Here is a 26,643-nt window from a genome sequence, read left to right on the forward strand (position 1 = left end):
CGCAAACGCCATTTAAAAGCATACAAAATAAATTATGTAAATAAGGATTTATCGAATGCAATTTTGGAAGTTGTACTGTACTTAAAAATTGATAAGCATTATATGTTGGTTGGTTAAATACGTTTTCCGACGGAGAATAAACTGGCAATAGACAAAAGCATAATAATTGATCAAAAAGCAATGTTGCAAAAACTACAATAAAACCAGAGAAAAAGACAACTATTCCCTTACAAAAAAGATATACTCTTTTATTACAACGCGTAATAATATAATTTATAACTCCTGCCCTTTTATCCTCTAAATATGAATCTGAATACGGTATGGTTGCAAATAACGGAATTAAGAAATAAGCAAATAGTTGCCCCCAGTATCCACGAACTTTATTGTACAACAACCACATCTGATATGCAGATGGTAGTTCAAAAAAAGGTGAATTGATTAACATTACTGAATGATAAATAAAATCTACACTTATGTAAAAAAAAGCAATTACTATTACAATAAAAAATTCCTTTCTACTAAATAACCTTTTCAATTCATATTTTAACATATTAATCAATTACAATCACTCCCAAACATTTGATAATGTAGGGCTATAGCAATAAATGCTATAACCCTACAAATTAGCTTTATTAAACTTAGCGCAAGTCATACCAACCACTTGCTTGGACAGACACAACATCTACAGCGTCATTTTGAGCCCATAAATTGATATAGGTTCCACTCTTAATATAATTGTTAGTATTAAAACCAATATTAACAGTGCCGTTTTGAGGAGATACTGCTACAACATTTGTAAGATAATTACCATTTGAATCAGTGACCCAGAAATCTACTTGGTTGTTACTACTTAACAATGAAGTTCCTTTACTAATAACTCTTACTTGTACAAACTGATCATTTGTTACTTTATTTGCTCCATTAATTTTTACATCACCTTTAAAAGCTGGCAATATTACGTTGAAATAACCGCTTACTGCTAGTGCAAATACAAACGTTAAAGCAAAAGCAAATAAACATAGTACTGAAATTAAACTTTTTAATTTAAGACTTCTTATTAACATACACCTCCTAATTTTCCCATTCGCATTATTTAACTTACCACTAATAACCAACATTGTTTTTGCACTATCAAATCAACTGGACACTTATCAAGGTATGGGATTTACTGATGTTGGAAAAGAATCTGTTGATAGTTTTACAATTACAAAAGGTGATTTTTATTGTTACCATAGAATAACTAAGTCAACTCGATGGAATACAGGAACATATGCTGGAATGAAATTAACTCCTCTTAAAAAAGAATGGTCGGGATACAATGCTGTAAACAATAGAGCTCAAACAATTAAAGTTGATCCAAACGATACCTCATACTATACACTTTAATTTACTGAACTCTCTGATGGAACTTACAAGATATATTTTCAGTCAATCTATAAAGATAACATAGATTTTGACGGTATTGTATTGTTATTCAAAACTATAATTTTATTTTCAAGTATCAGTGGAGTGATTAATCTTTATAGTATTGAAAAATATTACAAAAAATTTCTTTCAGAAAAATAGAAAACTTTTTAGTTTAATTGACATATTTTAACTTTTATTCTATGATTGCACCAAAGTTATTGAAAAATATTTTTCTCAACTCTTGCTATACATTCTAAGAGTTCTTTTTCATATTCTTCATATACTTTTTTGGTTTTTGAGTTTCTGAATGACTGCAAATCTTCGTTTAAAGCATTTAATAAAAATATTGTCTTTTCAATATCAGGTTTAATATAAATAATTTTTTCTTTATTTTTATGGTCAACTATTTTTGTCTTAATTTTCTTAAGAAAATCAACAATTTTGATAATTAATCCATATCTTGAGTTAATTATTTTACCTATTTCCTTATCTTCAAATATGTTTGGCTCTTTTGCAATTAACATCGTCAATGTATTATTTAAAAAATATGCCTCAAGTCTTCCGTTTAGATATGAAAAATCCATATTTTCATCTTTGATGAGATATTCCAGAATATCACTTGCATCAGAGAGTTTATGAGAATATTCGACAAAAAATATATTAATAATTTTTGCATTATAATTGACTTTAAACACTTCCAATTTGTTTATTCTACTAAACAAAAAGCCTCCTATAATCACGCTCAAAATTAAATATGCTAAAAAAATAATTACTAAAATATTGCACAAATAAGTTTTTTTCAATTAACGAATAACCCCCTCTTTTTTGTTTTGATATTTATCTCAACCTTTTTCAGCCGGCTGATAAAAGGTTAGGGCTTAGATTTAAAAAATTCTAATTTTTTTATTCTAAAGATTTTTCAAATATCACACGAGGCCTATTTAAAACTCTATCTGCATCTCATACATTTCTCAGCTCATCTATTTCCCCTACACTGCAAACAAATTGTTGATAAGCCTTCTTGAGCACAGTCTGTTATATCTTGTGCCTTACATAATAGCATCTTCTTTTTATCTTTTCAATCAACTTGATTTTTTATATATTCATTCTTTTATTTTTTTTTAAGACTATTCTATGCTTAAATTATTTCTTCTGTAAATCTCTTCTTGGAATTTTTATGTAAATCATATCTTATATATTTTCTCTTTGTCAATCCCGTTTTTTCTTTTTTTAGCCAATTTTTAGCTAAATTTTGAGCAAAAAATACATATTTCTTTAATTAACTTTAAATCTCTTCGATTTTCTCGATTTTTAAAATTAAAAATTAATTTAAATACTTTTACTAAAAAAATATGCTCCCTTTTAATCAAAAGTTTTGTCTCTTTATTGCTTACTAAAAGTAGAGCATATCAAACTTATCGTTTGTGGAAGTCCCTTTATTAATATTCAATATCTGAAACAACTACATCAAAAGTAGCCACCGCTTCATCTTCTGTAATGGTTTTCTCAGAAAATACTCAAATAGGTTAAAGATAAGGTTACTTTTTAACTATTCTTGCATCTTCCCCGTATGTACAGAAAATTTTATTAATAGTTGCAAATTTAACTTTTAATTTTGTATTATTAGTTTTTTCTTGTTTTAATTTTTTCTGAAAAAACTAATTTAAATATTTTTTGTTTCTTAAAATCTTTACATTAAATACCATTCTACTACTTTGTCGTTTGCTATTAACACTCATTTCTGTTGTTGAAACATAATAAATTAGTTTTCTCCTAACTGAAAGATAAAAATAATTATTTTTTATAGAGCAATCTATAATTATTTGTTAGTTTATCACATTTGAAATTTTGAAAATTCAATTGTAAATGGTTTATCATTAAAACTGTATTTTATTTCCAAATTCCTGTTATAACCTAACAGAATAATATTTTTTACACAATGTATTGATTTAGTTTAATATACTTAGATAGACATTTATACATTCTTACAGCATTGCTGTCAGGTTACTGGTATATATTGTTGACTTCATCAATATTAGAGTATATAATAATAGCAACAAAAATTTTTTATAATAACTAAAAATAGAAAGGTGTGTGATTGCCAATGTATAACAAGAAACAAGTATATCTTATTATTCTTACTTTAACTGCAATATTTTGCTTACCATTAATGACCAACATTGTCTTTGCACTATCAAATAAATTAGACACTTATCAAGGAACAGGATTTACTGATGTCGGCAAAGAATCTGTTGACAGTTTTACAATTACAAAAGGTGATTTTTATTGTTATCACAGAATAACTAAATCAACTCGATGGAATACTGGGACATATGCTGAAATGAAATTAACTCCTCTTAAAAAAGAATGGTTGGGATACAAGGCTGTAAGTAATAAAGCTCAAACAATTCAAGTTAGTCCAAATGATACATCATATTATACACTTCCATTTACTGAGCTTTCTGACGGAACTTATAAAATATACTTCCAGTCCACTTATAAAGATAATGTAGATTTTGATGGTATTGTATATGACGATAAGTAATATTAGAAATTTTAGCAGGGGGACCATTATGAAACTTAAAGAAATCTTAAAAAATGCATTTATAGTTATATGTTCTCTTGTTTTGTCAATGTTTTTATGTTATTATGTTTTAGATGATATCTGGTTACATTTTTCAATTGAAGCATTTAGCTTTATATTTTTGAGAGTTTTTGTAGCTTTTTTATTGTTTTCTCTCTTGCATCTTATATTTAACGGAAAATTATATTATTTCATGTTAGATATTTTATTTACCAGTTATATTGTTTTAGTTATTTCGCTTAGCTTTTTCCGGATAAGCAGATCAGAACATTACATCAACTTTAATTTAAATGAAATAATTAATTATAGTTTATCTCAAATAATTGAAAACTTCATTTTGTATTTGCCAGCTGGTTTTTACCTTTCTTTTAGAATAAAAAATAAACCAAAAATCACAATTTTTATTTTTTTAGTATGGATTATAGTAGTTGAATTGTTACAGTTTTTAACAAAAAGGGGTGTATTTGATATTTTAGACATTATAATTAATTTACTTGGTTATCTTACAGGAATCTTGATATTCAACATACCCCAAATAAAAAACTTTTTTAATAACAAAAAAAGACCAGCTAATTAAAAGCAAGAGGTTTTTAAAAAATTTTGAATATATTTTTTACCGCAGAACAATACTCTTCGCAATATTTCTGAACCTCTTTTTGATATTTTGTTCTTCGTGCCAACAAATTGCCATGATTGAACTACCGAGAGGGTTAAACCAAAATATGCAACTAATTTGTTTTGTAAGCAATCAATTCATCGTTAAAATGATAATATTGACAACAATCTTTTTGGATATTTAATAGTTATAAGAGGGGCTTTTCAAATTTTTTGTGAAAAGCCCCTCTTATCTTTATTTTTATTTTGAACTTGATTTTCTAACTTTACATTTTAATGTATTTATTCTTTTTTGTATTTGTGTGTTATTATTGTGTTTAAATATAATAAATATAAAACAAATAAGAATACTGCTATCTCATTAAAAGTACTTTTTTCAAGTCAAATTAATCTATAATTCCCAAAACCAAAAAGATAAAAAATACCGGTAATATAATATTCTACCATTCTTCTCCTACCTTATTATTTTTTGATATATTTCCGCGCTATAATAATTAATACAAAAAACGCTGTAAAAAATCATAATCCATTTATTGGTCTTTTCTAATCAATAATCTCATCAATTGGCGCGCCGGGTGGGACAATTGGCAGCGCTTTTTCGTCCTTGTCAATTACAAAGTCAATTACAGTTGGTCTTCCTGCCTCTAACGCTTTTAAAATAGCCCCGTCAACCTCATCTGGTGATGTAACTCTTATGCCAAGTGCACCGTATGCATCTGCAAGCTTTACAAAATCTGGTGGCCTATCAAGGGTTGTTTGTGAAAATCTTTTTCCATAGAAAAGATCCTGCCACTGGCGTACCATGCCCAAAACACCATTGTTAAGTAGTGCAACTATCACAGGTATATTGTAATGAACAGCCGTTGCAAGCTCGCCACAGTTCATCCTAAAGCTCCCATCACCTGCAATATCAATTACTACTTTGTCCGGCCTTGCTATCTTTGCTCCAATTGCTGCACCAAAACCATAACCCATTGTACCAAGACCACCAGAAGAAATAAACTGTCTTGGCCTTTGGTATTTGTAAAACTGTGCTGCCCAAATCTGGTTTTGTCCAACCTCTGTTGTGATTATTGCATCGTTGTTGGTAAGAGCAGAAATTCTCTCAACAACATACTGTGGATGAAGCTTGCCATCTTGAGGATAGCTCAAAGGATAGTTTTTCTTCCATTCATAAATCATCTCTATCCAGTCTGTGTTAGTCTTCTTCTGTACATTTTCAACCAAGATTTTTAATATCTGCTTTACATCGCCAACAAGCGCAATGTCTGTGCTTACATTTTTGTCAATCTCAGCAGGGTCAATATCAATGTGAATAATCTTTGCATTTGGTGCAAACCTGTCTACCTTGCTTATTACTCTGTCTGAAAACCTCGCACCAATAGCAATCAATAGGTCACAGTGTGAAACTGCATAGTTAGAAGCACAACTTCCATGCATTCCAACAAGCCCTGTATAGTTAGGATGAGTTGATGGAAATCCGCCAACACCCATCAAAGTTGTTGCAACTGGCGCATTTATCTTTTCTGCAAATTGAATGAGCTCTTCTGAAGCCTCTGACGAAATAACCCCTCCGCCTGAGCAGATAAAAGGTCTTTGACTTGAATTTATAAGCTCAATCGCTTTTTCTATCTCTTCTTGTGTTGCAAAAACCTTTTTCCTAATTTTTTTTGGTTCCTTTCTCTCATATTCAGCATACTGCGCAGTAACATCCTTGCATACGTCAACCAAAACAGGTCCCGGTCTTCCACTTTGCGCAATTTCAAATGCACGTCGAATGGTATCGGCTAAAACATTTACATCTTTTACAATAAAATTGTGCTTTGTAATTGGCATAGTAATACCTGTGATGTCAACCTCTTGGAAAGAATCTTTACCAAGTAGATTTGTTGGCACCTGACCTGTTATTGCTATAACTGGAACTGAGTCCATGTAGGCTGTTGCAATACCTGTGACGATATTTGTTGCACCGGGGCCTGAGGTTGTAAACACAACCCCAACCTTGCCAGAGGCACGAGCATACCCATCTGCTGCATGTGAGGCATGCTGTTCGTGCGATGTCAAATAATGTTTTATCTCATTTTGATGTTTATAAAGAGCATCGTAGATATTCAGGGCAGCACCGCCCGGATACCCAAATACCTCTTTTATCCCTTGTTCTTTTAAACACTCAATAATAATCTCTGCACCTGTCAGCTTCAAAATAACACAACCCCCAAAATAAGATTTTTATTCAAGTATAGCACCGGTTGATGCCGACCTTACAAGTTTTGAGTATCTGTAAAGATAACCTTTCTTCACTTTTGGCTCAAATGGTGGAAGGCTTTCAAGCCTTCTTTTTATTTCTTCTTCAGAAACTTCTAAAGTAAGAGTTTTATTATCTATATCAATCGAGATGATATCTCCATCTTGCACAGCTGCAATCGGACCTCTCTCTGCTGCCTCTGGTGATACATGGCCAAAACAAGCGCCTCGTGTTGCACCAGAAAACCTTCCATCGGTGATGAGTGCAACATCTTCAATTAGTCCAACACCTGCCAGTGCTGATGTGGGTGAGAGCATCTCTCTCATCCCCGGTCCGCCTTTGGGACCTTCGTATCTTATAACAATCACATCGCCCTTTTGAATTTTCCCTTTCAAGATTGCCTCAAACACTTCTTCACCGCTTTCAAACACGCGCGCTGGTCCTCTGTGCTTCATTAGCTTTGGCGGCACAGCACTTTTTTTGACAACAGCACCATCTGGTGCAAGGTTGCCTCTTACAATCACAAGCCCACCTGTTTCAGAATATGGATTGTCGATTGGCCTGATAACATTGTAATCTTTAACTTTTGCATCTTTGATATTCTCTCCCACAGTTTTCCCTGTAACTGTCAAAAGATCTAAATGAATCAAACTTTTTTTAGAAAGCTCATTCATAACAGCTTGAACGCCGCCCGCAAAGTAAAGGTCCTCGATGTGGTAATGCCCTGCTGGTGAGAGCTTGCAAAGGTTGGGTGTTCTGTCACTGATGTCGTTTATAATATCAAGGTTAAGTTTTATCCCTAATTCATTTGCAATAGCAGGAAGATGCAGAATAGTGTTTGTTGACCCACCAAGCGCCATATCAACTGTCAAGGCATTTTCAAATGCCTCAATTGTTAAAATATCAGATGGTTTTATGTCTCTTTCTACAAGCTCAACTATCTTCATCCCGGCCATTTTAGCAAGGCGGATTCGTGCTGCCATCACAGCCGGAATTGTGCCATTCCCAGGAAGAGCCATTCCAAGCACTTCGCTCAAACAGTTCATTGTGTTTGCTGTGAACATGCCAGAACAAGAACCACAACCAGGGCATGCATTCTCTTCCAGAGCAAAAAGCTCCTCATCGGTAATCTTGCCAGCAGAGTACGCACCTACTGCTTCAAACACAGAATTCAAATCACACACCTTATTATCTACCCTACCAGCGAGCATTGGACCGCCGCTTATAAGTATGCTTGGGATATTCACTCTCGCTGCAGCCATCAGCATTCCTGGTACAATCTTGTCGCAGTTTGGAATCAAGACCATGCCATCAAACTGATGTGCCATTACCATTGCTTCAATTGAGTCTGCAATCAGTTCTCTTGTGATGAGAGAGTACTTCATTCCAATATGACCCATTGCAATTCCATCACACACACCAATTACGTTAAACTCTATAGGTGTTGCACCTGCAAGCCTTATACCTGCTTTTACCGCCTCTGCAATCTTATCAAGGTGAATATGCCCAGGAACCACTTCGTTCCATGAATTTACAACAGCAATCAAAGGCCTTTTGAGTTCTTCATCTGTATATCCCATTGCCTTGAAAAGCGAGCGCTGAGGCGCTTTTTCAAAACCTTTTTTTACAATGTCACTCCTCATTATTTTTCACAGCTCCTTTAAAAGAATACTTTAGTCATATATATCAACACCATCAACAAGTGTAAGTTTTTTGAACTCTTCCATTAGTTTTTTTGTAATCGGTCCAACCTCACCATTGCCTATTTTTCTTCCATCAACCTCTGTGACTGCTATAACCTCTGCTGCCGTGCCTGTAAAGAAACATTCATCTGCATTGTAAAGGTTAAATAGTGTAAACACTTTTTCATACACAGGAATACCAAGATCTTTTGCAAGTTTCATCACAGTTCTTCTTGTAATACCATCCAAAGCTCCAAGATAAACAGGTGGTGTGATAAGCTCACCATCCTTGACAATGAAGATGTTATCTCCTGTGCACTCTGTAACATAACCATCTTGTGTGAGCATTATAGCCTCTGGTACACCTGCCATGTTTGCCTCAATCTTTGCTAAGATGTTATTTAGATAGTTCAATGACTTTATCTGAGGGTCTAAACACTGAGGACTATTTCTTCTTGTTGAGGCAGTAATAACCTTCATTCCCTTTTCATACATTTCCTGTGGATATAAGACAATAGAATCAGCAATGATAACAATAGTTGGTTTTGGACATTTAGTGGGTGAAAGGCCTAAATCACCAACACCGCGTGACACAACAAGCCTTATATACCCATCTTTTATGTTATTAACTCTACATGTCTTCTTTAAAGCCTCAATCATCTCTTCCTTTGATATTGGAATTTCCATGTAAATAGCCTTTGCTGCTTGATATAGCCTGTCCACATGTTCTTTACATTTAAAAATCTTTCCATTGTAAACTCTTATCCCTTCAAACACCCCATCGCCGTACAAAAACCCATGGTCAAACACTGACACTTTTGCCTCTGATTTTTTATAAAACTCCCCATCGATGTATATTAGTTTTTCTTCCATCGAAACATTTCCCCCTATGTGCATTATTAATTTTTTCAGAAAAAACTAAAAGATGATTAATTATTTATTGTATAACACTTAAAAACTTATGTCGACATGTTTTTTTGTACCACTTTGCATTTTTTTAATGATTTTTTCTTCTGAGAAGAGACTATATAAAAAGTTGAAGTTATTTTTATACATTATACCTAAGAGAAATTAGAAAGACAATAATAAAAAAGAAAAAGACCTCAAAACTGAGGTCCTAAAAAGCTTTACTGCATACATTCTAAAATTCTGCACATCCACTTGTACGTCTTGACAACCTCATCCAACACTGCATATTCAGATGGGGTGTGAGGATTGTAATAACCAACAGAAAGACAAAAGCTGCTTATTCCAAACCTGTCAACGATGTATCTTATATCGGCAATGTGAGGACTTTTTTCTTTCTTTGCAGGAATTCCTAAACTTTTGCCTATTTCAATTACCTTGTCAATGCATTCTTTCTTAAAACATACATCTTTGCCACCATAGCTGCAGACAACATCGCCAAAACCCCGTCTGTCAAGGCCAATCACAAGATTTACACCTTTGAAAAACTCTGGATGGTTTTCAATGAAAAATTTTACTCCTCTATGTTCGTCTTCGCAGGAAGTTGTGAGGAGAAATTTGAACTGGTAGTGGGTAAATCTCAAAAGAGCCAAAATGATTGCAATTCCGCATCTGTCATCAGCGCCTATTGGTCTTGTACCGTTTCCTTTTATTCTGCCGGTTTTTTCGTCGTAAACTACTTCCATCATCCAGTTTTTGCCCATCTCTTCACTTCCTACAGAGTCAAGATGGGCATTTAAAAGTACTTTTGGATTTTTTCCTCTTTCACCAAATAGATTGTTTTGCTTGTCATCATCATAGAAAACCAGCATCTCACTCAGTTCATTTTCTACAAACTCTTTCAGCTCTTCCTCTTTGCCAGGGTAGGACTCTATCGCGCACATCTTTAAAAGAAGTGATCTTATATAATCTCTTACCCCTCGGACATGGCATGGTACCTTTTTAAATGTTTCTTTAGTTTTATTATATCACTTTTTTGGTGAGAATATATAAAAATTTTTCATTGAAAACTAAAAAACCATGGGATTCGCCCATGGCTGGGAAAATATTTTATTGAGAAAATATTTTATAAAGAATTTGTCCACTTGCCGCACCTGTCTCCCCACATTGCAATAACTTTTCCTTCCATTGAGACTTTTACAACCTCACACCTATTAGAACATCCTTTGCACTCAAAAGATGAGGTTGTAAATTCAATATCTGCTGCATCAAAGCCTCTGAATTTTGTCTTTGCTTTGGTTTTCTCAATATAATCTTTTGCCAATATTGCGCTACCTATTGCCCCCATAACGTTAAAGTGTTCGGGGACAATAATTTCACTTTTTAGTTCTCTTTCAAATGCGGCTTTTATACCTTTGTTTGCTGCAACTCCGCCCTGGAAAACAAACGGTGGTTCTAAGTTTTTGCCCCTTCCAACATTGTTCAAGTAATTTCTCACAAGCGCATCGCAAAGTCCTCTTATAATCTCAGCCTTTGAAAATCCAAACTGCTGCTTTGCAATCATATCTGACTCTGCAAACACAGTACACCTTCCTGCAATCCTGACAGAATTTTTTGCTGACAGTGCCAAGTCACCAAACTGCTCAATTGGAATTTTTAGCCTTTCAGCCTGATGGTCCAAAAAAGAACCAGTGCCAGCTGCACATACAGTGTTCATTGCAAAGTCCACAACCATCTGGTCCTTGATAATTATTATTTTTGAGTCCTGTCCTCCTATCTCAAAGATTGTCCTAACATTTGGAACAAAATGGATTGTGGCTGTCGCATGTGCTGTTATTTCGTTTTTTATAACATCCGCACCCAAGATTGCTCCTGCAAGCTGTCTGCCTGAACCAGTTGTGCCAACCCCTAAGACCTCAACATCTCCAAGACTCTCTTTTAGTTGCCGTATTCCCTCTTTAACAGAGTCAATTGGCTGCCCATTTGTCCTGATATATGTCTTAAAAAGGACATTTACATCTTTGTCAATCGCAACAACATTTGTAGACACAGAACCAACATCAACGCCTATGTAAATACTCTTCATACCATGACAACCCTTTCTTCATCAGCATGTTGTTGGAGATTATTTACAAGCACCTCATTTGTCTTTCCTTTCTTTCTATTTCTCAAAAGGTCAACAAAGGCTTCTATTCTTGTTAGCATATTTGCCTTTCCTGTTTGCTCATCAATTGGCAAAGATAGAATTGGAATATCAACCTCTTTTGAAATCTTTGGAATCAAGCTTTGTGTCACAAGCTCAGGCAAGCATGCAAACGGCATTAGGTGTACAATTCCATCAAACCCTCTTTCTTTAAAGTCTATAATATGTCCAACTGTTTCAACTGCATGCCCACCTATCAGAATCTTTATATATCTTTGTCCTTTTTTAATTATCTCTTTAAACCTCTTCGGCCGAAGTGCCCATGGGACCAAATTGTCGTTTATCCACTCAAAAAGATATAAGCTTCTTTCAACCTCAACACCAAGATTTCCTAAAATCTCTTCTATGCCAAAATTAATTGAACTTTCCATAACAACGTAAATCTCACCAACAATTCCAACTCTAATTTTGTCTTTCTCATCAACCTCTTTTGTTGGAATGCTAAGAAGCATTTTTTTACACTCTTCATATGCCTTATAAAGCTCTTTTCGCGTCTTTATCTTGTCAAACTTTTCTTGGATCTCATTCCACACTTGAGTTGTCTGACCTTTATTGATTTCATAAGGTCTTATCTTTTGAACCATCTTTTCAAGCTCATCTAACTTCTGGACAAACCTGTATAATGTATACATTCTGTTTATTACTTTAGGCCATGGAACACCATTTCGGATTTTTTGGACATTTCTCCAAAATGCCTTCCAGTTATCCTGTGGTGCGTCGAATATTATAAGTTCAACATCGTCATAACCAAGCGACTTTAAAATGTTCCTGTGAGTGTCACCATAAAAACCTGCCCTGCAAGGTCCGTGCCCACCAGAAGTCACAAGCACCTTTGCGCCCTTTTCAATAGCCTCTAAGTATGTGCCCATGACCATCTTTAAAGGAATACAAGCAAACTCGGGTGAGTATTTTACACCAAGGTCCATTGTCCTCTGCGTTGGTTTTGGGGGCATTATAACCTCATGCTCTAAAAACTCAAAAAGTTTTTTATATACAATCGCCGAACCCATATACGGAAACGATACCTTCATTTTAATTACCTCCGCACTAAACTCCACGCGAAACACTTGCCCATTTCTTTCTCTTTAGCATATCCACAAATGCCTCTAATCTTGTTATCATATGCCCTTCGCCTGTGTGCTCATCCACCCTCAAGGTCGTAAAAGGCTTCCCTGCAACATCGCTTTCATACTGCAAAAACCTTCCAACAATGGCATCAGGGCCACATCCAAACGCTGTCACGTGAATTAAACCATCAACCTCTGGGTCTTTGAGATAGAAAAGACCTGCGCCAAGTACCCTGTTTGAAAACGTCCAGAATAGCCTTTTTCTGTAGTGTCTGAGGTTTTCATATGCAATATCTATTGGTACCATTTCAAAGGTTTTTATATTCACATTCATTGCTTCCAGTTTTTTTATTACATCCATGCTGATAAATGAGTCATAAACATCATAGACATATCCTAAAACAGCAATTGTCACTTCTCCATCTTTTTTGACCTTTCCCAAATCCTTTTCCCATCGCTGTAGCTTATAGCTTTCAAGTGCCTTGTCACAGCTAAGTCCACTGTGAAGCAAATTTTTAAACCTTAAAAATACCTCCTCAGCCTTTTTTAAGGCAAGCCTTATTTCTCTGTGTGAAAACCCAAATATATCTGTCAATACATCATATGTTTTTGGTGAGCTAATATCTTCATTGTTTTTTTCATTTATTATTGGCGAAATAACTCTTCCATGACTTCCCTCAACAGTTCCTTCAATTATATCAGGAAGTCCCATAAACTTAGGACAAAAATATTCCGGTTTTCTTATTCGTGCAAATCTTGGTACAAATACATAATCTGCCTTTTCAAGACCCTCTATTACATGTCCGGTAAAAATCTTAATTGGCGCACAAATATCAGACACAGCAGCTTTAGAGCCTTTATCAAGAATGTCTTTATTTGTTATTCCAGTGTCAACTACTTCAAAGCCAAGCTCTTTAAACAAGGTATCCCACAGCGGAAAATAATAGTAATATAAAAGTGCATGTGGAATCGCTATCTTCATAAAGATTTATCTCCTTTAACCTCTATTGTATCCTTTACTATTATAACACAATCCAAAATAGGTGTCTAAAAAAAGGGGCAGCTATCTTTTGAAAAAACAACTGCCCCTTTCTTGGTTAGTCTTTTGGTCTCATTGTCGGGAAGAGCAAAACATCCCTGATAGAGTAAGAATCTGTTAAAAGCATTACCAGCCTGTCAATTCCAATGCCAAGCCCACCTGTCGGTGGCATTCCGTACTCTAACGCTTCTATGAAGTCCTCGTCCATCATGTGAGCTTCTTGGTTACCTCTTTGCCTTTCCTTCAGCTGTTCTAAAAACCTTTCTTTTTGGTCAAACGGATCGTTTAGTTCCGAAAAAGCGTTCGCAATCTCCCTGCATGTTATGAAAAGTTCAAACCTTTCTGTAAACTGTGGGTTGCCTTTTTTCCTCTTTGCAAGCGGTGATACTTCAACTGGATAGTCCATAATAAATGTTGGCTGAGCTAAAAAGTCTTCAACCTTTTGCTCAAAAACCTCGTTTATAATGTGACCTATCTGCCAGTTTTCCTCAACTTCAATACCAAGGTCTTTTGCAATCTTTCTTGCCTCATCCAAAGAAGATACCTGTGAAAAGTCAACTCCTACATATTTTTTTATCGCCTCAATCATTGTAAGCCTTTGCCAAGGTGGTGTCAAGTCAATCTCTTGCCCTTGATATGTTATTTTTAACGTTCCCAAAACCTCTTCTGCAACAGTTGTTATTAGCTCTTCGGTTAAATTCATCATATCTTTATAATCAGCATAGGCCTGATAAATCTCAATTGTTGTAAATTCTGGATTGTGCTTGATTGAAATACCTTCGTTTCTAAACACACGACCAAGCTCGTAAACTTTATCAAACCCGCCAACAATAAGCCTTTTTAAATGAAGCTCTGTTGCTATTCTAAGGTACAGGTCAATGTCAAGTGCGTTGTGGTGAGTAATAAATGGCCTTGCAGCAGCACCACCTGCAATAGGGCTTAAAACCGGCGTTTCTACCTCTAAAAAGCCTCTGTCGTCTAAATATTTTCTGATTGAGCGAATTATTAAGCTCCTTTTAATAAATGTGTCTCTCACCTGGTGATTTACAATCAGATCAAGGTATCTTTTTCTGTATCTTGTATCTACATCCCTCAAGCCGTGCCATTTTTCAGGAAGAGGCCTAAGACACTTCGTAAGCATCTCAATTTCTTTAGCCTTGATTGAAATCTCGCCTTTGTGTGTCTTGAAGACCTCACCTTTGACACCTATAATATCGCCAATATCATAGTATTCTTTGAACTCCTGGTATTTCTCCTCGCCAACTTCATCAATTTTAATATAAATTTGAATTTTCCCTTTTGGGTCCAAAATATCAACAAATGAAGCTTTACCATGACCCCTTTTTGATAGCATTCTTCCTGCAACAGAGACAAACTGACCTTCAAATTTCTCAAAATTTTCTTTAATCTCTGTTGAATAATGAGTAGAATCATACTTTACCTTTTCGTATGGATTGTACTTATTTTGCTGAAGTTCTCTTAGTTTCTTTATCCTATTTTGTATCTGCTCGTTTAGTTCCTCTTGTGTAAACTCAAACTCCTGCATATCCTTTCACCAACTCCGTCTTTTTATTTCGATATTTCAAGTATCTTATATCTGAACTTTCCAGCAGGAACAGTAACTTCCACAACTTCTCCAACTTTTTTGCCCATTAACGCTTTGCCCACAGGTGACTCATCAGAAATCTTAAACTCAAATGGATTTGCCTCTTTTGAGCCAACAATGGAATACTCAACAATCTCACCTGTATCTACATTTTGAATCTTTACATTTGTACCAATCCCCACAAAGTCAGTTGAAACTTCATCTTTGTCAATTATTTTTGCATTGTTTATAAGCTTTTCTAAGTATGCAATCCTCTCTTCCAAAGCTGCCTGTTCTGCTTTTGCTTCATCGTACTCAGAGTTTTCGGAAAGGTCACCAAATGAACGTGCAATCTTTATCTTTTCAGCAACCTCTTTTCTTTTAACAGTCTTTAGATTTTCAAGCTCTTTTAAGTACTTTTCATAAGCCTCACGTGAAAGTTGAAACTTTGCTGTATCCATTTCTCTTGCCATTTTTTCCTCCCCTTTTTCTATGAAGAAAATTGAAATCTCGTTTTTAAGATTAATTTTAGTTTATTGATATATAATTTATGCTTGAACATTTTAACTTTTGTCAATTATAAATCAAAGGACTTTTTATGTCAAGAAAGAAAAGTTGAGATTTCACTTTTCATCCTCTGGCTCTATATGAATTGTTATATAAGAGTTTGGCAGGGCATTTTTAATCTCATCCTCAATCATATTACAAAGATTGTGTGCATCAATCAAAGTTGTTGAGTTCTCCATTCGTATATGAACATCAATCTCTCTTCTATCGCCGCTCTTTCTTGTTCTGAGCTTGTGATAGCTTGTCACCTGCGAGTATTTCTTGATGATATCTTCTATCACTTTTACCTCCTCTTGAGGAAGACTCTTGTCAACAAGGTCACACAAAGCTTTTTGCGTAAGCTCTACAGAAGCCTTTATTATCATCAGTGCAACAATTATAGCTATTATTGGGTCTAAGATGTATATATGTGTAAATTTGATTACAAGAAGTCCTAAGAATACACCAAATGAAGTAAATACATCAGTAAAAAGATGCATTGCATCAGCTTCTAAAGCAACAGAGTCGGTTTTTTTGGCAATCTTAAAGAGTTTTGAAGATATAAAAAGATTGACAATAGCTGAAATTAGCATAACCCCAATACCTGCCTCTATACTCTCAATCTCCCCCTTGTGTATTATTTTCTTTATGGCCTCATAAATTATCAGAGTAGCTGCCAAGAATATCAAAATGGCCTCAAAGGCACCCGAGACGTTTTCAAATTTGCCGTGCCCAAAAGGATGGTCGCTATCTGCAGGTTTTTTTGCCTGTCTTATAGAAAAATATGCAATAATACTTGCCAATAGGTCAATCCCTGAGTGAATAGCCTCTGAAATAACAGAGACCGACCCCATTACTACTCCTGCAATCAGTTTAAATAAAATCAATGTGGTGTTTGAAAAAACTGACAAAAGTGCAGCTCCCTGCTTATCCATAAACTATTCTTCAAACTCCTTTCTAAAATTAGCTTTTTTATAAATGGAGGCTTTAGAATAAAAAAATCCTGCGAAGACTCATGTTTTAATAAAAACATGGGTCCCGCAGGCTTTTTTCTCCTGCTGCCTGATTTTGCTCAGGCCCGAAAAGAGCAAACTTTTTGCTCTTTTCTGACCACTTTTTACTTTATTTACTTTCACTTGAATTCTATTTTAACATCAAAAAAGCTTTTTGTAAATACACTCTTAGCTTCTGAAAAGCTGGTAATATAAGTAAAAAGAAGTTTCTCACTCAAAACTCCTATCATAGCCGGTGAAAGACTGCAAAAAGGCGTTTTATCATACACAACAATCTCTTTTAAAGGCAGAAAATCAACCTTGACATTATCTAATGAGATAAACCTTTTTGTAAATATCCCATCTTCAATAATTCCTTGTTCAGGATAACATACTATAATCCTTTCTTGATGAGGCTGACATTCTATATTCTCAAACACAAAAACAATATCCATTTTATTCAGAATCTCTTCACAGTTATAAGCCTTTACTAACACAGTCCCAAACTCGCCCAAAAGCTCATCGGCTATCCTTTCAAATCGCTGAGTAGTACTCAAGACATATAAAACTTCAACCTGCTCTGCAATTTCATAGAGAAAACCTGTTTTTCTTGCTTTTTCAATCCCCATTACACCTATTTTCTTATTTTTTAAAGTCGATCCATATTTTCTCAAAATGCTCCTTAATACATAATATGTGAGATAACAGTTTATGTAGATATTTGTATGATAATACTTGTCAAGAAATACTATGCTATTTGACCTTTGATGATGAATATAGTTGTATATCCTCGAAGATTTTTTTGTCATCTTTTCTATCTTCGGAAAAATAAAAAATTCAAGTTTTACCTCTATGTTGTTTATATATCTTATATACTCTTCATATTTTGGCAGAGACCTTCTGAGAAGAATCTTTTTTAATATTTTGGGAAAGTATTTAGGGGATCCCTTTAAAAATATTTCTTCATCACCATATAATAAAAATGTCACTGTAAAAATTTCAATCAACCCAAACCATAATTTTTTATCTATTAATAGAATATTTCCACTCTTGGTTTAAAATCAATCTCTTTTATAAGCTTCTCTACTTCTTGCTGGCTCATTTCTTCTAACCGCTTCCCAGTTAAGGCAACAAGTATTGCCTCAACAACATTCGTACCAAATGACCTGCCATCAAACTCCGGTGTTGTTGTAACAAGCATTTTGAGTTTTCTTGCTTTAAGGTCCTCAACATCCTCTTTTGTAATAGTATTAGTAATTATTATCTTGCCTTCTAAACTATCTGGCATGTACTTTTGAATGTATTTATAATCACCTGCTATAATATCTGCAATTTCGTAGTATTTCCAATACTTCTGTAAATTTTTAGGATCTTGCTCTTTTTTATCATCATTAGGATATAGCATACTGAACGGAAGTTTAATAATAAACGGAACAAGCAAGGCAGCCAGATAGTAAAAGGTCTTTAAGCTTTTTATCATAAAAGGAATTCCAAGCGCAAAAAGTGCATCACCAAGCAAGAGTTTGCAACCTGCCTCATAAAGCCCTTCTGCAAGTTTGTACCTGTCAAGCGCACATACAACAAGAGCAGTTTTCCCTTTGAAGTCTATGATATTGTTTTCTTGAAGGTATTTTATTACCCATTTTTCAAATGTATTTTTAACACCTGTACCATCGACAAGTGGTGTCTTTTTTGCAGCATTTTTTATAGGAATAGCCTCTCTGATTACGTAGTTTTTCCCGCCGCCATAAAGTACAATGTCAATTCCGCCCATGCCAAATGCGTCCACTTTTCCATCAAGACTTTTTATAATCTCAATTGCTTTTTTTATATCTCCATCTGTCCCAATTCTCTCTATTTCAAATTCCACCCCTTTGATATTTGCAAAAACTTTGTGGTTCCTTTTACTTGAACCAATACTGACACTTACTACCCTCTTCATTAAAAATCATCGCCTCTTTTCTACTGCGTAATTGTATCCAAAATCTTTTTAAGAGTCTCTATATCTACTTCAACATCATACTTTAAAGGAGATTTCCCAAGGGGAATTGTTATGACCTCGCAATTTAAAAAAGCTTTGAACCAGTTAAGTCTAAAGTCTGAACCCATTGCAATTACAATGTCAAAACTCTTAAAGTTGTTAATATACTCTCCCATAATATTCAGAAGCTGTGCTGCCGAAAGTGAATTTATGAAATCATTTCTCTCTTCTTCTGTCATCAATAGATAGTAGTTTATTCCATAACTTTGCAAAACTTCTTCAACCTCTTGTTTGTTCTTTATAGGAAAGCCTATTGCTGCTATGTTTTTGCCTTTTCTGACCTCATCCAGACCCTCAAGCTTTGAAATAAATGACCTGTCAACTTTCAGCTTTTCAGCAACCTCTATTTGTGAAAGCCCCTTTTGACGCAGATCAAGAATTCTTTTAACCTCATCAATTATTTTCTGAAGGCTTATAACTTTATCACCTATCCTATAAAAATCCATCTTTTTCATCCCACTTTAACAACATAGTCTTGTTGATTCTATAATACCACAAAAACCTTCTTTATGTTAACATTTTTGTGCACACAACTCTTAAAAATTTTTAGCTCAAAAGCTTTTTAATACTATCTTCTGAAACTTCTGAAAAGTCAACATAAAACTGACCAACTGCATAGAAAGGTTCTCTGCTGATAAGATAAAAAATGCCATCACACTCTTTTTCAAGTTCTTTTAGTGTTGATGGAGCAATCACTGGAGTTGCGATATAAATGTGTTTAGGATTTAATTTGGAAAGAAATCTTATGCAAGCTTTTGTGGTTGCCCCTGTTGCTATGCCATCATCAACTATTATTGCTATTCTATTTTCCAAGTTCTCATACTCCAGCTTTCCTCTGTACTTGACAAGCTGTTGTTTGAGGCTCTCCAAAACCTTTTCCTTCTGGTGTTCTATATACTCCTCTTTCATTGAAAAATATTCTACATACTCACTGTTTAAAACAATATCTCCGTTTATATCAACCGCTGCAATAGCAAATTCTCTGTTGAAAGGTGCTCCAATCTTCTTTGCTAAGACTATATCTAAAGGCAGTTTAAGCTGGTCTGCAATCACTTTTGCAACAACTATCCCACCTCTTGGAACTGCAAAAAGAGTCACATCTTGTCTTTCCTTGAATGATTTTAATTTTTCTGCCAATTTCCTTCCTGCGTCAACTCTATCTTTAAAGTACATTTTTAAATTCACTCCTTTTCCTCGACAAACCATTTACAGTAATAAAAAAGACACCTTAATATTTATTTAACCAAACTGGTGCCTTTTTAAATGGTATAATATGGTACAATATCTATCTTTCTATTAAAACTACCCTTGCAGGGGCACCATCACAACCTTTTACTCTCAAGGGCAAAGCTATAAACTCATATTCACCTTCTGTAACATTAAGCAAACTTAAGCCTTCAATGATTATTATTCCACTTGAAAGAAGGCTTTTGTGAACAGAATAATCTTCCGAACCAAACTCTTCTATTGAGAGGTAATCAATGCCTACAACTTTTACTCCCTTTTCTATGAGATACTCTGCTGCATCAAGCGAAAGGCTCGTATATTTTTCGTAAAATTTGCTTGAATTTAAATACTGTGAGTTTTTTGTCTTGAAAAATATAGCTTTCACTCTTTCAATATGCTTTTTCTCAAGAAAGCTCCTTGTTATCCTATCCTCTTCTGGCACCTCGAAAATCTTTACCTTGCCCATTAGGTGTTCAAGAGGAATTTTGTCAACTGTCAGCCCACCTTTTATAAAATGTGCAGGTGCGTCTATATGTGTTGCTGTATGTGAAGACAAAGAGAGTTTGCTCACTGTTGCAATATCACCTTTTGTGATGTCAAAAACTCTTTTTACTTCAACTTTTGGATCACCTGGAAATGAAATGGTTTCATTGGAGATGTCAAGGCTTACATCGATTATCTTCATATTATTCAAATCTCCTTTCTTTTAATTTTTTGTAAAGTAACGAAAATAGCCATAAAAACAAAAGGGAGCACTGAAAAGTGCCAATCAATGCTCCCTTTACTGTCTTCACGTCTGTATTCACTTACACTTTGTACCTTGCTTTTTCCTCATTTATTAAATTTAGAATAAACTCAACTGCTGATTCTATGTCCACCTCAACCGACTCTTTTGTTCTTCTGTTTCGCACCTCTATCCTCCCATCTGCTATTTTTCTTCCAATTGTTACTCTAAACGGAATTCCTATCAAATCTGCATCCTTGAACTTAACACCAGCCCTTTCATCTCTATCGTCAATTAAAACCTCAACGCCTTTTTTCTGCAAATCTTCATAAATCTCAAACGCTATCTTACTCTGCTGTTCATCCTTTATGTTTACAGGCACCACAATTACCTCATATGGCGCAACAGTAATTGGCCAAATTATTCCGTCCTCATCGTGCATCTGCTCAATTATAGCAGCGGCAGTCCTGTTGATGCCAATCCCATAGCAGCCCATAATCATAGGTTTCTTTTCGCCTTTTTCGTCTGTGTACACACAGTTAAAAGCCTCTGTGTATTTAGTGCCGAGCTTGAAAATATGCCCTACTTCAATTCCTCTTTCAATTGTGACTTTTTGAGATAGGCATTTTGGACAAAGATCGTCTTGTGTTATATTCCTAAGATCTGCAAACTTTGTTACTTTAAAATCCGAAAGATTTACATTCTTTATATGATAATCTGTCTTGTTGCTACCCACCACAAAGTTTTTGAGATATTTTACCTCATTGTCAGCATAGATTTCTATTGAAAGTCCAACAGGACCTGCAAACCCGACCTTTGCACCAGTTATCCTCTCGACATCTTCAACACTCGCCAGCTCAAGCTCATTTGCCTTTAAAAGGTTTTTGAGTTTTGTTTCATTGACCTCTCTGTCGCCCCGGACCAAAACCGCGACAAATCTGTCATCTGCCTTGTAGATCATTGTCTTTACAAATCTTTTTGCATCTATATTAAGAAAGTTCACAAGCTCTTCAATTGTCCTTACATTTGGAGTGTAGACCTCTTGCATTTGTTTTATCTCTTCGGTATTTTCGACAGGCTCATCTAAACACTCTGCCTTTTCCAAGTTTGCAGCATATCCACATGCCTTGCAGTATGCAATCTCTGCCTCACCAACAGATGATGGTACCATAAACTCATGCGAGTTTGATCCACCCATTGCGCCTGTATCAGCTTCAACAATCTTTACATCAAGTCCGCATCTTTTAAATATTCGAACATATGCATCATACATCTTCTTGTAAGATATATCCAAGCCTTCCTCATTCATGTCAAAAGAGTATGCATCTTTCATTGTAAACTCTCTGCAGCGCATAACACCAAATCTTGGCCTTCTCTCATCCCTGAACTTTGTTTGAATCTGATACAGAATCTTTGGAAGGTCTCTGTAGGATGTAATCTCATTTCTGACAATGTAAGTAAAAGCCTCTTCATGAGTTGGTCCAAGGCAGTACTCTCTTTCATTTCTGTCTTTTATCTTGAACATCTCAGGCCCAAATACTGCCCATCTGCCAGACTCTTCCCACAGCTCCTTTGGCATCAAAGCTGACATGTGCACTTCTTGAGCACCTGCTCTGTCCATCTCTTCTCTTACAATATTTTCAATCTTTCTCAAAACCCTGTATCCAAGTGGTAGATAAACGTAAATACCTGATGAAAGCTGTCTCATAAAACCTGAGCGAAGCATAAGTTTGTGTGATTCTATCTCTGCATCAGAAGGTGTCTCTTTCATTGTTGGCATAAAAAGCTCCGATACCTTCATATCTTCTCTTTTTCCCCTTTCTTAAATTTTGTCTTGTAGTAGAAAGACTTAGTTTAAAAATAGTTTTTCTATAATCTTCTTTCTCATCTCTCTTTCAACATCCCAGTGTTTCAGTGGTTTGGTTTCTGTCACAATCCTTAAAGTGTATTCTATCCAGTTAGTATCAACAATACCCAAAATCTGTGGCGGTGTTACAATGTCATCTTTAAACTCTTTTTCAATTTCCTCAAACACCTCTTTTAATTTTTGAGAAACCTCGTCATAGCTCATCTTTGTGTTTAATTTCACATCAACAATTGCTTTTGAGTTGTGTCTTGACCAGTTGGTAATAGCACCTATTGAACCATTTGGTATAATATGAACTGAGCCGTTATAATCCTGAATCTTAATGGTTTTAATACCCATCTCTTTTACAATTCCACTTCGCCCGTCAATTGTCACATAGTCACCAACAGATAGCTGGTCTTCGATTATCAGAAAAAGCCCTGCTATGACATCTCGAATAAGGCTCTGCGCACCAAAACCTATTGCCAAACCTCCAATTCCAGCTACTGCTAATATTGTTTTGATTGAAACATTAAAATTTTCAAGTATAAGCACAATCATAATGAAGTATATAGAGTATTTTACAATACTCTTAAAAAGTGCCGCAAGAGTGTCTATCCGTTTTTGGTTAAATGGAATTACAGTGCTTTTTTCTCTATTTTTCCATCTTTCAAGCATCTTATTTGAAAATTTTAGAAGCACAAGACCAACCACCAAGATAATTATAGAGTATAGTATCTTGCCACTATACTTTAAAAGTATTTCCCCAATCTTTTGATATGTCATTTACTCACCCCTTGACAAGCTCTTTGAAAAGCTCAAACTGTAAAACGTCTTGCTTCCACATCAGCTCCGGATGCCACTGCACACCCACAAAAAAGTCCCTATCATGTCTTGAGATAGCCTCTATCACACCGTCTTTTGCTGTTGCCTCCACTAAAAAGCCTTGAGCTACAGTTTCAATTACCTGATGATGAAATGAATTGACTAAAATCTCTTCACGTTTAAAAATCGCCTTTAAAACCCTTCCGTTAATTTCTACCGTGTGATAACCAAACCTGCCGTCCATATCTTGAAAATGGCTTATATAGCCTTCTTTGTCTATGTCTTGCTTAAGTGTCCCCCCAAAAGCAACATTCATCACCTGAATACCTCTGCATATAGCTAAAACTCTTTTGTTTTGCTCATATGAAAGTCTCATTGCTTCAATCTCAATCTCATCTCGAAGAAGATTTATCTTTCTTATTCCTCTTTCTGGCTCTTTTTTATAAAACCTCGGATGAACATCTTCACCTCCACAAAAAAGTATACACTCACATTCATTTATGTACTCCTCTATCATTCCCTTTGCAAGCTCGCTAAGTGGAAAGATAATAACCTTGGCATTCAAACTCAGCAGGACTTCTAAATAACTAATTACAACATAAAGCCGTGACCTTTCATAGTCAAATCCGCCAAAAACTAATACCCTCATTTCTCAGAAACCTCTACTGTTTATTGTTCATCTTCCATTCTATGATTCTTCTTGCAACTTCTTTAATAGGCATTTGGTGGTCCATGCTGAGCTTTTGAAGTTTTCTCATTGCAAGCTCCTCATCAAGCTTTAGCTCTTTCATCAAGATTCCTTTTGCTCTTTCAACAAGTTTTCTTGTCTCTAAATCATCCTGCAGTTTTTTTATGTGTTCTTCCAATTTTCTTAATCTTGACCAATTTCTAACCACCATCTCAACAAAAGAAATAAAAGCCCATTTGTTAAATGGACTGTATAAAAATACATTAAATTCATCATCCTCTAAAATAACACTCTCTATGTTAGACTTTTGTGCCTGGTTCGCAAGAATAACAACAGGGCATATTTTGTCATTTTTAAGAATATCTATTATCTCAACCATACTTCCTATACTAAATCCATATTCCATAATTACTACATCAGGTTTTAACACCCTTATCTTTCTGAGACAGTCAGAAAAATCAGAAGCTGTATCTGCAATTGAGTATCCATTTTCTATTAAAGAACTTTTAACAATGGCAAATAGCTTTTTATTTCTTATGGCCAAGATTACTTTATACATTCTTTGTCATACCCCATCGAATATTATATTAAATAATTTTAACACACCTTATATCTTTTTTCTATAAAAACATCACCATTCCTTTTTGTGCCAAACTAAGAAGTTTTTCTACAATATTTTTATCAAACTGGCTTCCTGCACATCTTTGAAGTTCCTTCAAAGCCTCATCCTTAGTAAAAGCTCTGCGATAAGGCCTGTCTGATGTCATAGCATCATATGCGTCTGCAACAGAAATTATTCTTGCTAACAAATCAATCTCATCGTCTTTCAAGCCATACGGATAACCTTTGCCATCCACCCTTTCATGATGCTGCAAGATAACTTTTTGTATTCTCTCCATAAAGTCTAAATCCTTTAGTATGTTGTATCCGATTAACGGATGTTTTTTTATTTCCTCATACTCTTGAGGTAATAAAGGCTCTTTTTTATTTAATATCTCCTCCTTGATACCAATCTTACCGATATCATGAAGAAGACAGGCAACCTTTAAAACATCTTTCTCATCCTCAGAAAGTCCAAGCTCATCTGCAATCTTTAAAGCAATACTCTGAACTCTTTCACAATGTCCTTTTGTGTAAACATCTTTGTACTCAATTGTCTTTGACAGACAAAGGATTATTTCGTAAAAAAATCTCTCTATCTCAGCATTTTTCTTTTCCAACTCAACCTTTGACTTATTTAGCTCCTCGATAGTCTCTTTTAATTTTTCGTTAACATATGTACTTTTCTCATACAAATCCTCAATCTCTAATTTCTGCTTCTTTAGATTTGAATAGTAAATTGAATTTTTGATTGCTATTGTTATGAAATTGCATATACTTATGTAATAACTTATATCTTCCTTTTCTAAAAAGTCACATCTAATGGTAAAAAAGCAAACGCCTTCACACTTGTCTTCTGATATCATTGGAACAGCTATTTTAAGAAGATTATCCCTTTGCTCCATTTTGTAAGCAATATTGACATCTTCTCTTGCCTTTTTTAGCAGCAAATCTTCATCAGGGTCTTTTTTCCCGAAATAACACAAATGTTTAAATACATTGTCTTGATTATTGAAATATACACTAATTCTCAAAAATCCTAAGTTCTTACTTTCAAAACTACCCAGTAGTTTGATTACTTCATAGGCATCTGAAAGGCTCAAAATCTCTGTTGTAAGCTCAAAAAAGCTTCTTAGCCACTCATTTTTTTGTTTGAGTACTCTTTGGGTATCAATTAGTCTTTTTACAATACTTGTCATTTCCTTGTTCATCTGAATACTGTTAATATACCCCTTTTCAATAGTTTCTTTTTCTTCCTTTAATTTGTTAATAATGAGTTTTTGCTTTTTCTCAGAGAGTCGATATCGTTTTAAAACAGCACTGTATCTGAGTACATAGAAAATAGAAAAGAAAAATACGGCAAAAGAAAGACTTGCAAGTTGAAGATATTCAAATAGGGGATTTTTTAGCTTCCAAAAGAGTTTACTAATTTGAATACCCAAAGGAAAACAGATGAGAAGAATTACTAAAAATTCAAAAGATCGTCTTAATAATTTCTTTTGTGTCTTCAATTTCAATCCTGGTTACCTAAACTGTACAAAAATGTACAGTTTAGATAGCTGGGGTATTTGTAGTCCGCCTTTCAAGCTTTCCCAGCCCCAGCAGGCGGTATTTGGGAAAGCTATAGCCCCTGCCCCAAGAAGCAGGAACTCACGCCCTCAAGGGTCTCCCCACTTGCCCTGAAACCAATATCGATTTCAGGACAGACATGTCACGCAATACCCTGTCAGGGGAAAGTGGCGTTACCACCGCTACCCTGAGAACTCGCCAGGGATTGTGGTCTTTGCCACAGGTACCAGAACTTGTTCCACCCAGAGGCCC

The 26,643-nt window shown here is 34.9% G+C and carries 26 protein-coding genes, 2 pseudogenes and 1 riboswitch; of the genes and pseudogenes, 3 read left to right on the forward strand and 25 right to left on the reverse strand.

What is annotated here, in order from left to right:
* The coding region (locus H964_RS13075; protein ID WP_039766803.1) for a hypothetical protein at positions 1-550 on the reverse strand (550 nt) is incomplete at its 3' end.
* An 88-nt stretch (positions 551-638) separates the two neighbouring features.
* Positions 639-1,064 carry a hypothetical protein gene (locus tag H964_RS08790; RefSeq protein ID WP_039766751.1) on the reverse strand — a complete coding sequence of 142 codons (426 nt, stop codon included), beginning with the start codon at positions 1,062-1,064 and terminating at the stop codon, positions 639-641.
* Positions 1,065-1,158: 94 nt separating this feature from the next.
* On the opposite strand from H964_RS08790, the gene H964_RS13080 reads away from it, so the two are divergent.
* The gene (locus H964_RS13080) at positions 1,159-1,386 is read left to right on the forward strand and encodes a hypothetical protein (protein WP_237738254.1); all 228 of its coding nucleotides are present in this window, start codon (positions 1,159-1,161) and stop codon (positions 1,384-1,386) included.
* 236 nt (positions 1,387-1,622) lie between these two features.
* Here H964_RS13080 and H964_RS08800 read toward each other — a convergent pair whose 3' ends face one another.
* On the reverse strand, positions 1,623-2,210 hold the full coding sequence (locus H964_RS08800; protein WP_039766754.1) for a hypothetical protein: 588 nt from the start codon (positions 2,208-2,210) through the stop codon (positions 1,623-1,625).
* 1,367 nt (positions 2,211-3,577) lie between these two features.
* On the opposite strand from H964_RS08800, the gene H964_RS08805 reads away from it, so the two are divergent.
* Entirely contained in the window at positions 3,578-3,952 is a 375-nt protein-coding gene (locus H964_RS08805; RefSeq protein ID WP_237698987.1) for a hypothetical protein, read from the forward strand.
* A gap of 28 nt (positions 3,953-3,980) precedes the next feature.
* On the forward strand, positions 3,981-4,568 hold the full coding sequence (locus H964_RS08810) for a VanZ family protein (protein WP_039766762.1): 588 nt from the start codon (positions 3,981-3,983) through the stop codon (positions 4,566-4,568).
* 44 nt (positions 4,569-4,612) lie between these two features.
* Here H964_RS08810 and H964_RS12210 read toward each other — a convergent pair.
* The 22 genes and pseudogenes from H964_RS12210 to H964_RS13085 all read right to left on the reverse strand — a co-directional run.
* A pseudogene (locus H964_RS12210) lies at positions 4,613-4,726 on the reverse strand (transposase); the annotation flags it as partial.
* Between the two features lie 423 nt (positions 4,727-5,149).
* Complete coding sequence (ilvB, locus tag H964_RS08815; protein WP_039766765.1) at positions 5,150-6,808, reverse strand: biosynthetic-type acetolactate synthase large subunit; 1,659 nt, start codon at positions 6,806-6,808, stop codon at positions 5,150-5,152.
* A gap of 27 nt (positions 6,809-6,835) precedes the next feature.
* Positions 6,836-8,494: a dihydroxy-acid dehydratase gene (gene ilvD, locus H964_RS08820; protein ID WP_039766767.1), complete on the reverse strand. Its 1,659-nt coding sequence runs from the start codon at positions 8,492-8,494 to the stop codon at positions 6,836-6,838.
* A 30-nt stretch (positions 8,495-8,524) separates the two neighbouring features.
* Positions 8,525-9,406 (reverse strand): branched-chain-amino-acid transaminase, encoded by an 882-nt coding sequence (gene ilvE / locus H964_RS08825; RefSeq protein WP_011916401.1) that lies wholly within the window; start codon positions 9,404-9,406, stop codon positions 8,525-8,527.
* Positions 9,407-9,660: 254 nt separating this feature from the next.
* Positions 9,661-10,383, reverse strand: coding sequence for a M20/M25/M40 family metallo-hydrolase (locus H964_RS08830; protein WP_039766770.1), 723 nt, complete (start codon positions 10,381-10,383; stop codon positions 9,661-9,663).
* Between the two features lie 182 nt (positions 10,384-10,565).
* Positions 10,566-11,525: an acyl-CoA dehydratase activase gene (locus H964_RS08835; RefSeq protein WP_039766772.1), complete on the reverse strand. Its 960-nt coding sequence runs from the start codon at positions 11,523-11,525 to the stop codon at positions 10,566-10,568.
* Entirely contained in the window at positions 11,522-12,673 is a 1,152-nt protein-coding gene (locus H964_RS08840; protein ID WP_039766774.1) for a 2-hydroxyacyl-CoA dehydratase, read from the reverse strand. The genes H964_RS08835 and H964_RS08840 overlap by 4 nt, the downstream gene beginning before the upstream one ends.
* Before the next feature lie 16 nt (positions 12,674-12,689).
* A complete protein-coding gene (locus H964_RS08845; protein WP_039766776.1) occupies positions 12,690-13,691 on the reverse strand; it encodes an acyl-CoA dehydratase activase-related protein in 1,002 nt (333 codons plus the stop codon).
* 115 nt (positions 13,692-13,806) lie between these two features.
* Positions 13,807-15,294: a lysine--tRNA ligase gene (gene lysS / locus H964_RS08850; RefSeq protein ID WP_039766780.1), complete on the reverse strand. Its 1,488-nt coding sequence runs from the start codon at positions 15,292-15,294 to the stop codon at positions 13,807-13,809.
* 23 nt (positions 15,295-15,317) lie between these two features.
* Entirely contained in the window at positions 15,318-15,806 is a 489-nt protein-coding gene (gene greA / locus H964_RS08855; RefSeq protein WP_083931504.1) for a transcription elongation factor GreA, read from the reverse strand.
* Positions 15,807-15,956: 150 nt separating this feature from the next.
* Entirely contained in the window at positions 15,957-16,814 is an 858-nt protein-coding gene (locus tag H964_RS08860) for a cation diffusion facilitator family transporter (protein ID WP_039766783.1), read from the reverse strand.
* 96 nt (positions 16,815-16,910) lie between these two features.
* Positions 16,911-17,003, reverse strand: a riboswitch (NiCo riboswitch).
* 8 nt (positions 17,004-17,011) lie between these two features.
* Complete coding sequence (locus H964_RS08865) at positions 17,012-17,860, reverse strand: hypothetical protein (protein WP_237738255.1); 849 nt, start codon at positions 17,858-17,860, stop codon at positions 17,012-17,014.
* Between the two features lie 41 nt (positions 17,861-17,901).
* On the reverse strand, positions 17,902-18,813 hold the full coding sequence (locus H964_RS08870; RefSeq protein ID WP_039766787.1) for a hypothetical protein: 912 nt from the start codon (positions 18,811-18,813) through the stop codon (positions 17,902-17,904).
* 20 nt (positions 18,814-18,833) lie between these two features.
* On the reverse strand, positions 18,834-19,358 hold the full coding sequence (locus H964_RS08875) for a helix-turn-helix domain-containing protein (protein WP_039766789.1): 525 nt from the start codon (positions 19,356-19,358) through the stop codon (positions 18,834-18,836).
* 100 nt (positions 19,359-19,458) lie between these two features.
* Positions 19,459-20,085, reverse strand: coding sequence for a phosphoribosyltransferase (locus tag H964_RS08880; protein WP_039766791.1), 627 nt, complete (start codon positions 20,083-20,085; stop codon positions 19,459-19,461).
* A 112-nt stretch (positions 20,086-20,197) separates the two neighbouring features.
* On the reverse strand, positions 20,198-20,824 hold the full coding sequence (locus H964_RS08885; protein WP_039766794.1) for a cyclase family protein: 627 nt from the start codon (positions 20,822-20,824) through the stop codon (positions 20,198-20,200).
* 121 nt (positions 20,825-20,945) lie between these two features.
* Positions 20,946-22,664, reverse strand: coding sequence for a proline--tRNA ligase (locus H964_RS08890; protein ID WP_039766796.1), 1,719 nt, complete (start codon positions 22,662-22,664; stop codon positions 20,946-20,948).
* Between the two features lie 48 nt (positions 22,665-22,712).
* On the reverse strand, positions 22,713-23,495 hold the full coding sequence (locus H964_RS08895) for a mechanosensitive ion channel family protein (RefSeq protein WP_051109329.1): 783 nt from the start codon (positions 23,493-23,495) through the stop codon (positions 22,713-22,715).
* 4 nt (positions 23,496-23,499) lie between these two features.
* A complete protein-coding gene (locus H964_RS08900; protein ID WP_039766798.1) occupies positions 23,500-24,183 on the reverse strand; it encodes a gamma-glutamyl-gamma-aminobutyrate hydrolase family protein in 684 nt (227 codons plus the stop codon).
* A 13-nt stretch (positions 24,184-24,196) separates the two neighbouring features.
* Entirely contained in the window at positions 24,197-24,781 is a 585-nt protein-coding gene (locus tag H964_RS08905; protein ID WP_039766800.1) for an ANTAR domain-containing response regulator, read from the reverse strand.
* A 61-nt stretch (positions 24,782-24,842) separates the two neighbouring features.
* Positions 24,843-26,339, reverse strand: coding sequence for an HD-GYP domain-containing protein (locus tag H964_RS08910; RefSeq protein WP_237738256.1), 1,497 nt, complete (start codon positions 26,337-26,339; stop codon positions 24,843-24,845).
* Between the two features lie 34 nt (positions 26,340-26,373).
* A pseudogene (locus H964_RS13085) lies at positions 26,374-26,643 on the reverse strand (IS200/IS605 family accessory protein TnpB-related protein); the annotation flags it as partial.

The organism is Caldicellulosiruptor sp. F32 (assembly GCF_000404025.1).
GTDB lineage: Bacteria > Bacillota > Thermoanaerobacteria > Caldicellulosiruptorales > Caldicellulosiruptoraceae > Caldicellulosiruptor > Caldicellulosiruptor saccharolyticus.

Bases quoted from the DNA above. Each gene is read 5' to 3' on its own strand.
- H964_RS08790 (WP_039766751.1), bottom strand. From the start codon at position 1,064: ATGTTAATAAGAAGTCTTAAATTAAAAAGTTTAATTTCAGTACTATGT.
- H964_RS13080 (WP_237738254.1), top strand. From the start codon at position 1,159: ATGGGATTTACTGATGTTGGAAAAGAATCTGTTGATAGTTTTACAATT.
- H964_RS08805 (WP_237698987.1), top strand. From the start codon at position 3,578: ATGACCAACATTGTCTTTGCACTATCAAATAAATTAGACACTTATCAA.
- H964_RS08810 (WP_039766762.1), top strand. From the start codon at position 3,981: ATGAAACTTAAAGAAATCTTAAAAAATGCATTTATAGTTATATGTTCT.
- ilvD (WP_039766767.1), bottom strand. From the start codon at position 8,494: ATGAGGAGTGACATTGTAAAAAAAGGTTTTGAAAAAGCGCCTCAGCGC.
- ilvE (WP_011916401.1), bottom strand. From the start codon at position 9,406: ATGGAAGAAAAACTAATATACATCGATGGGGAGTTTTATAAAAAATCA.
- H964_RS08830 (WP_039766770.1), bottom strand. From the start codon at position 10,383: ATGTGCGCGATAGAGTCCTACCCTGGCAAAGAGGAAGAGCTGAAAGAG.
- H964_RS08835 (WP_039766772.1), bottom strand. From the start codon at position 11,525: ATGAAGAGTATTTACATAGGCGTTGATGTTGGTTCTGTGTCTACAAAT.
- H964_RS08840 (WP_039766774.1), bottom strand. From the start codon at position 12,673: ATGAAGGTATCGTTTCCGTATATGGGTTCGGCGATTGTATATAAAAAA.
- H964_RS08845 (WP_039766776.1), bottom strand. From the start codon at position 13,691: ATGAAGATAGCGATTCCACATGCACTTTTATATTACTATTATTTTCCG.
- lysS (WP_039766780.1), bottom strand. From the start codon at position 15,294: ATGCAGGAGTTTGAGTTTACACAAGAGGAACTAAACGAGCAGATACAA.
- greA (WP_083931504.1), bottom strand. From the start codon at position 15,806: ATGGCAAGAGAAATGGATACAGCAAAGTTTCAACTTTCACGTGAGGCT.
- H964_RS08860 (WP_039766783.1), bottom strand. From the start codon at position 16,814: ATGGATAAGCAGGGAGCTGCACTTTTGTCAGTTTTTTCAAACACCACA.
- H964_RS08870 (WP_039766787.1), bottom strand. From the start codon at position 18,813: ATGAAGAGGGTAGTAAGTGTCAGTATTGGTTCAAGTAAAAGGAACCAC.
- H964_RS08875 (WP_039766789.1), bottom strand. From the start codon at position 19,358: ATGGATTTTTATAGGATAGGTGATAAAGTTATAAGCCTTCAGAAAATA.
- H964_RS08880 (WP_039766791.1), bottom strand. From the start codon at position 20,085: ATGTACTTTAAAGATAGAGTTGACGCAGGAAGGAAATTGGCAGAAAAA.
- H964_RS08885 (WP_039766794.1), bottom strand. From the start codon at position 20,824: ATGAAGATAATCGATGTAAGCCTTGACATCTCCAATGAAACCATTTCA.
- H964_RS08890 (WP_039766796.1), bottom strand. From the start codon at position 22,664: ATGAAGGTATCGGAGCTTTTTATGCCAACAATGAAAGAGACACCTTCT.
- H964_RS08895 (WP_051109329.1), bottom strand. From the start codon at position 23,495: ATGACATATCAAAAGATTGGGGAAATACTTTTAAAGTATAGTGGCAAG.
- H964_RS08900 (WP_039766798.1), bottom strand. From the start codon at position 24,183: ATGAGGGTATTAGTTTTTGGCGGATTTGACTATGAAAGGTCACGGCTT.
- H964_RS08905 (WP_039766800.1), bottom strand. From the start codon at position 24,781: ATGTATAAAGTAATCTTGGCCATAAGAAATAAAAAGCTATTTGCCATT.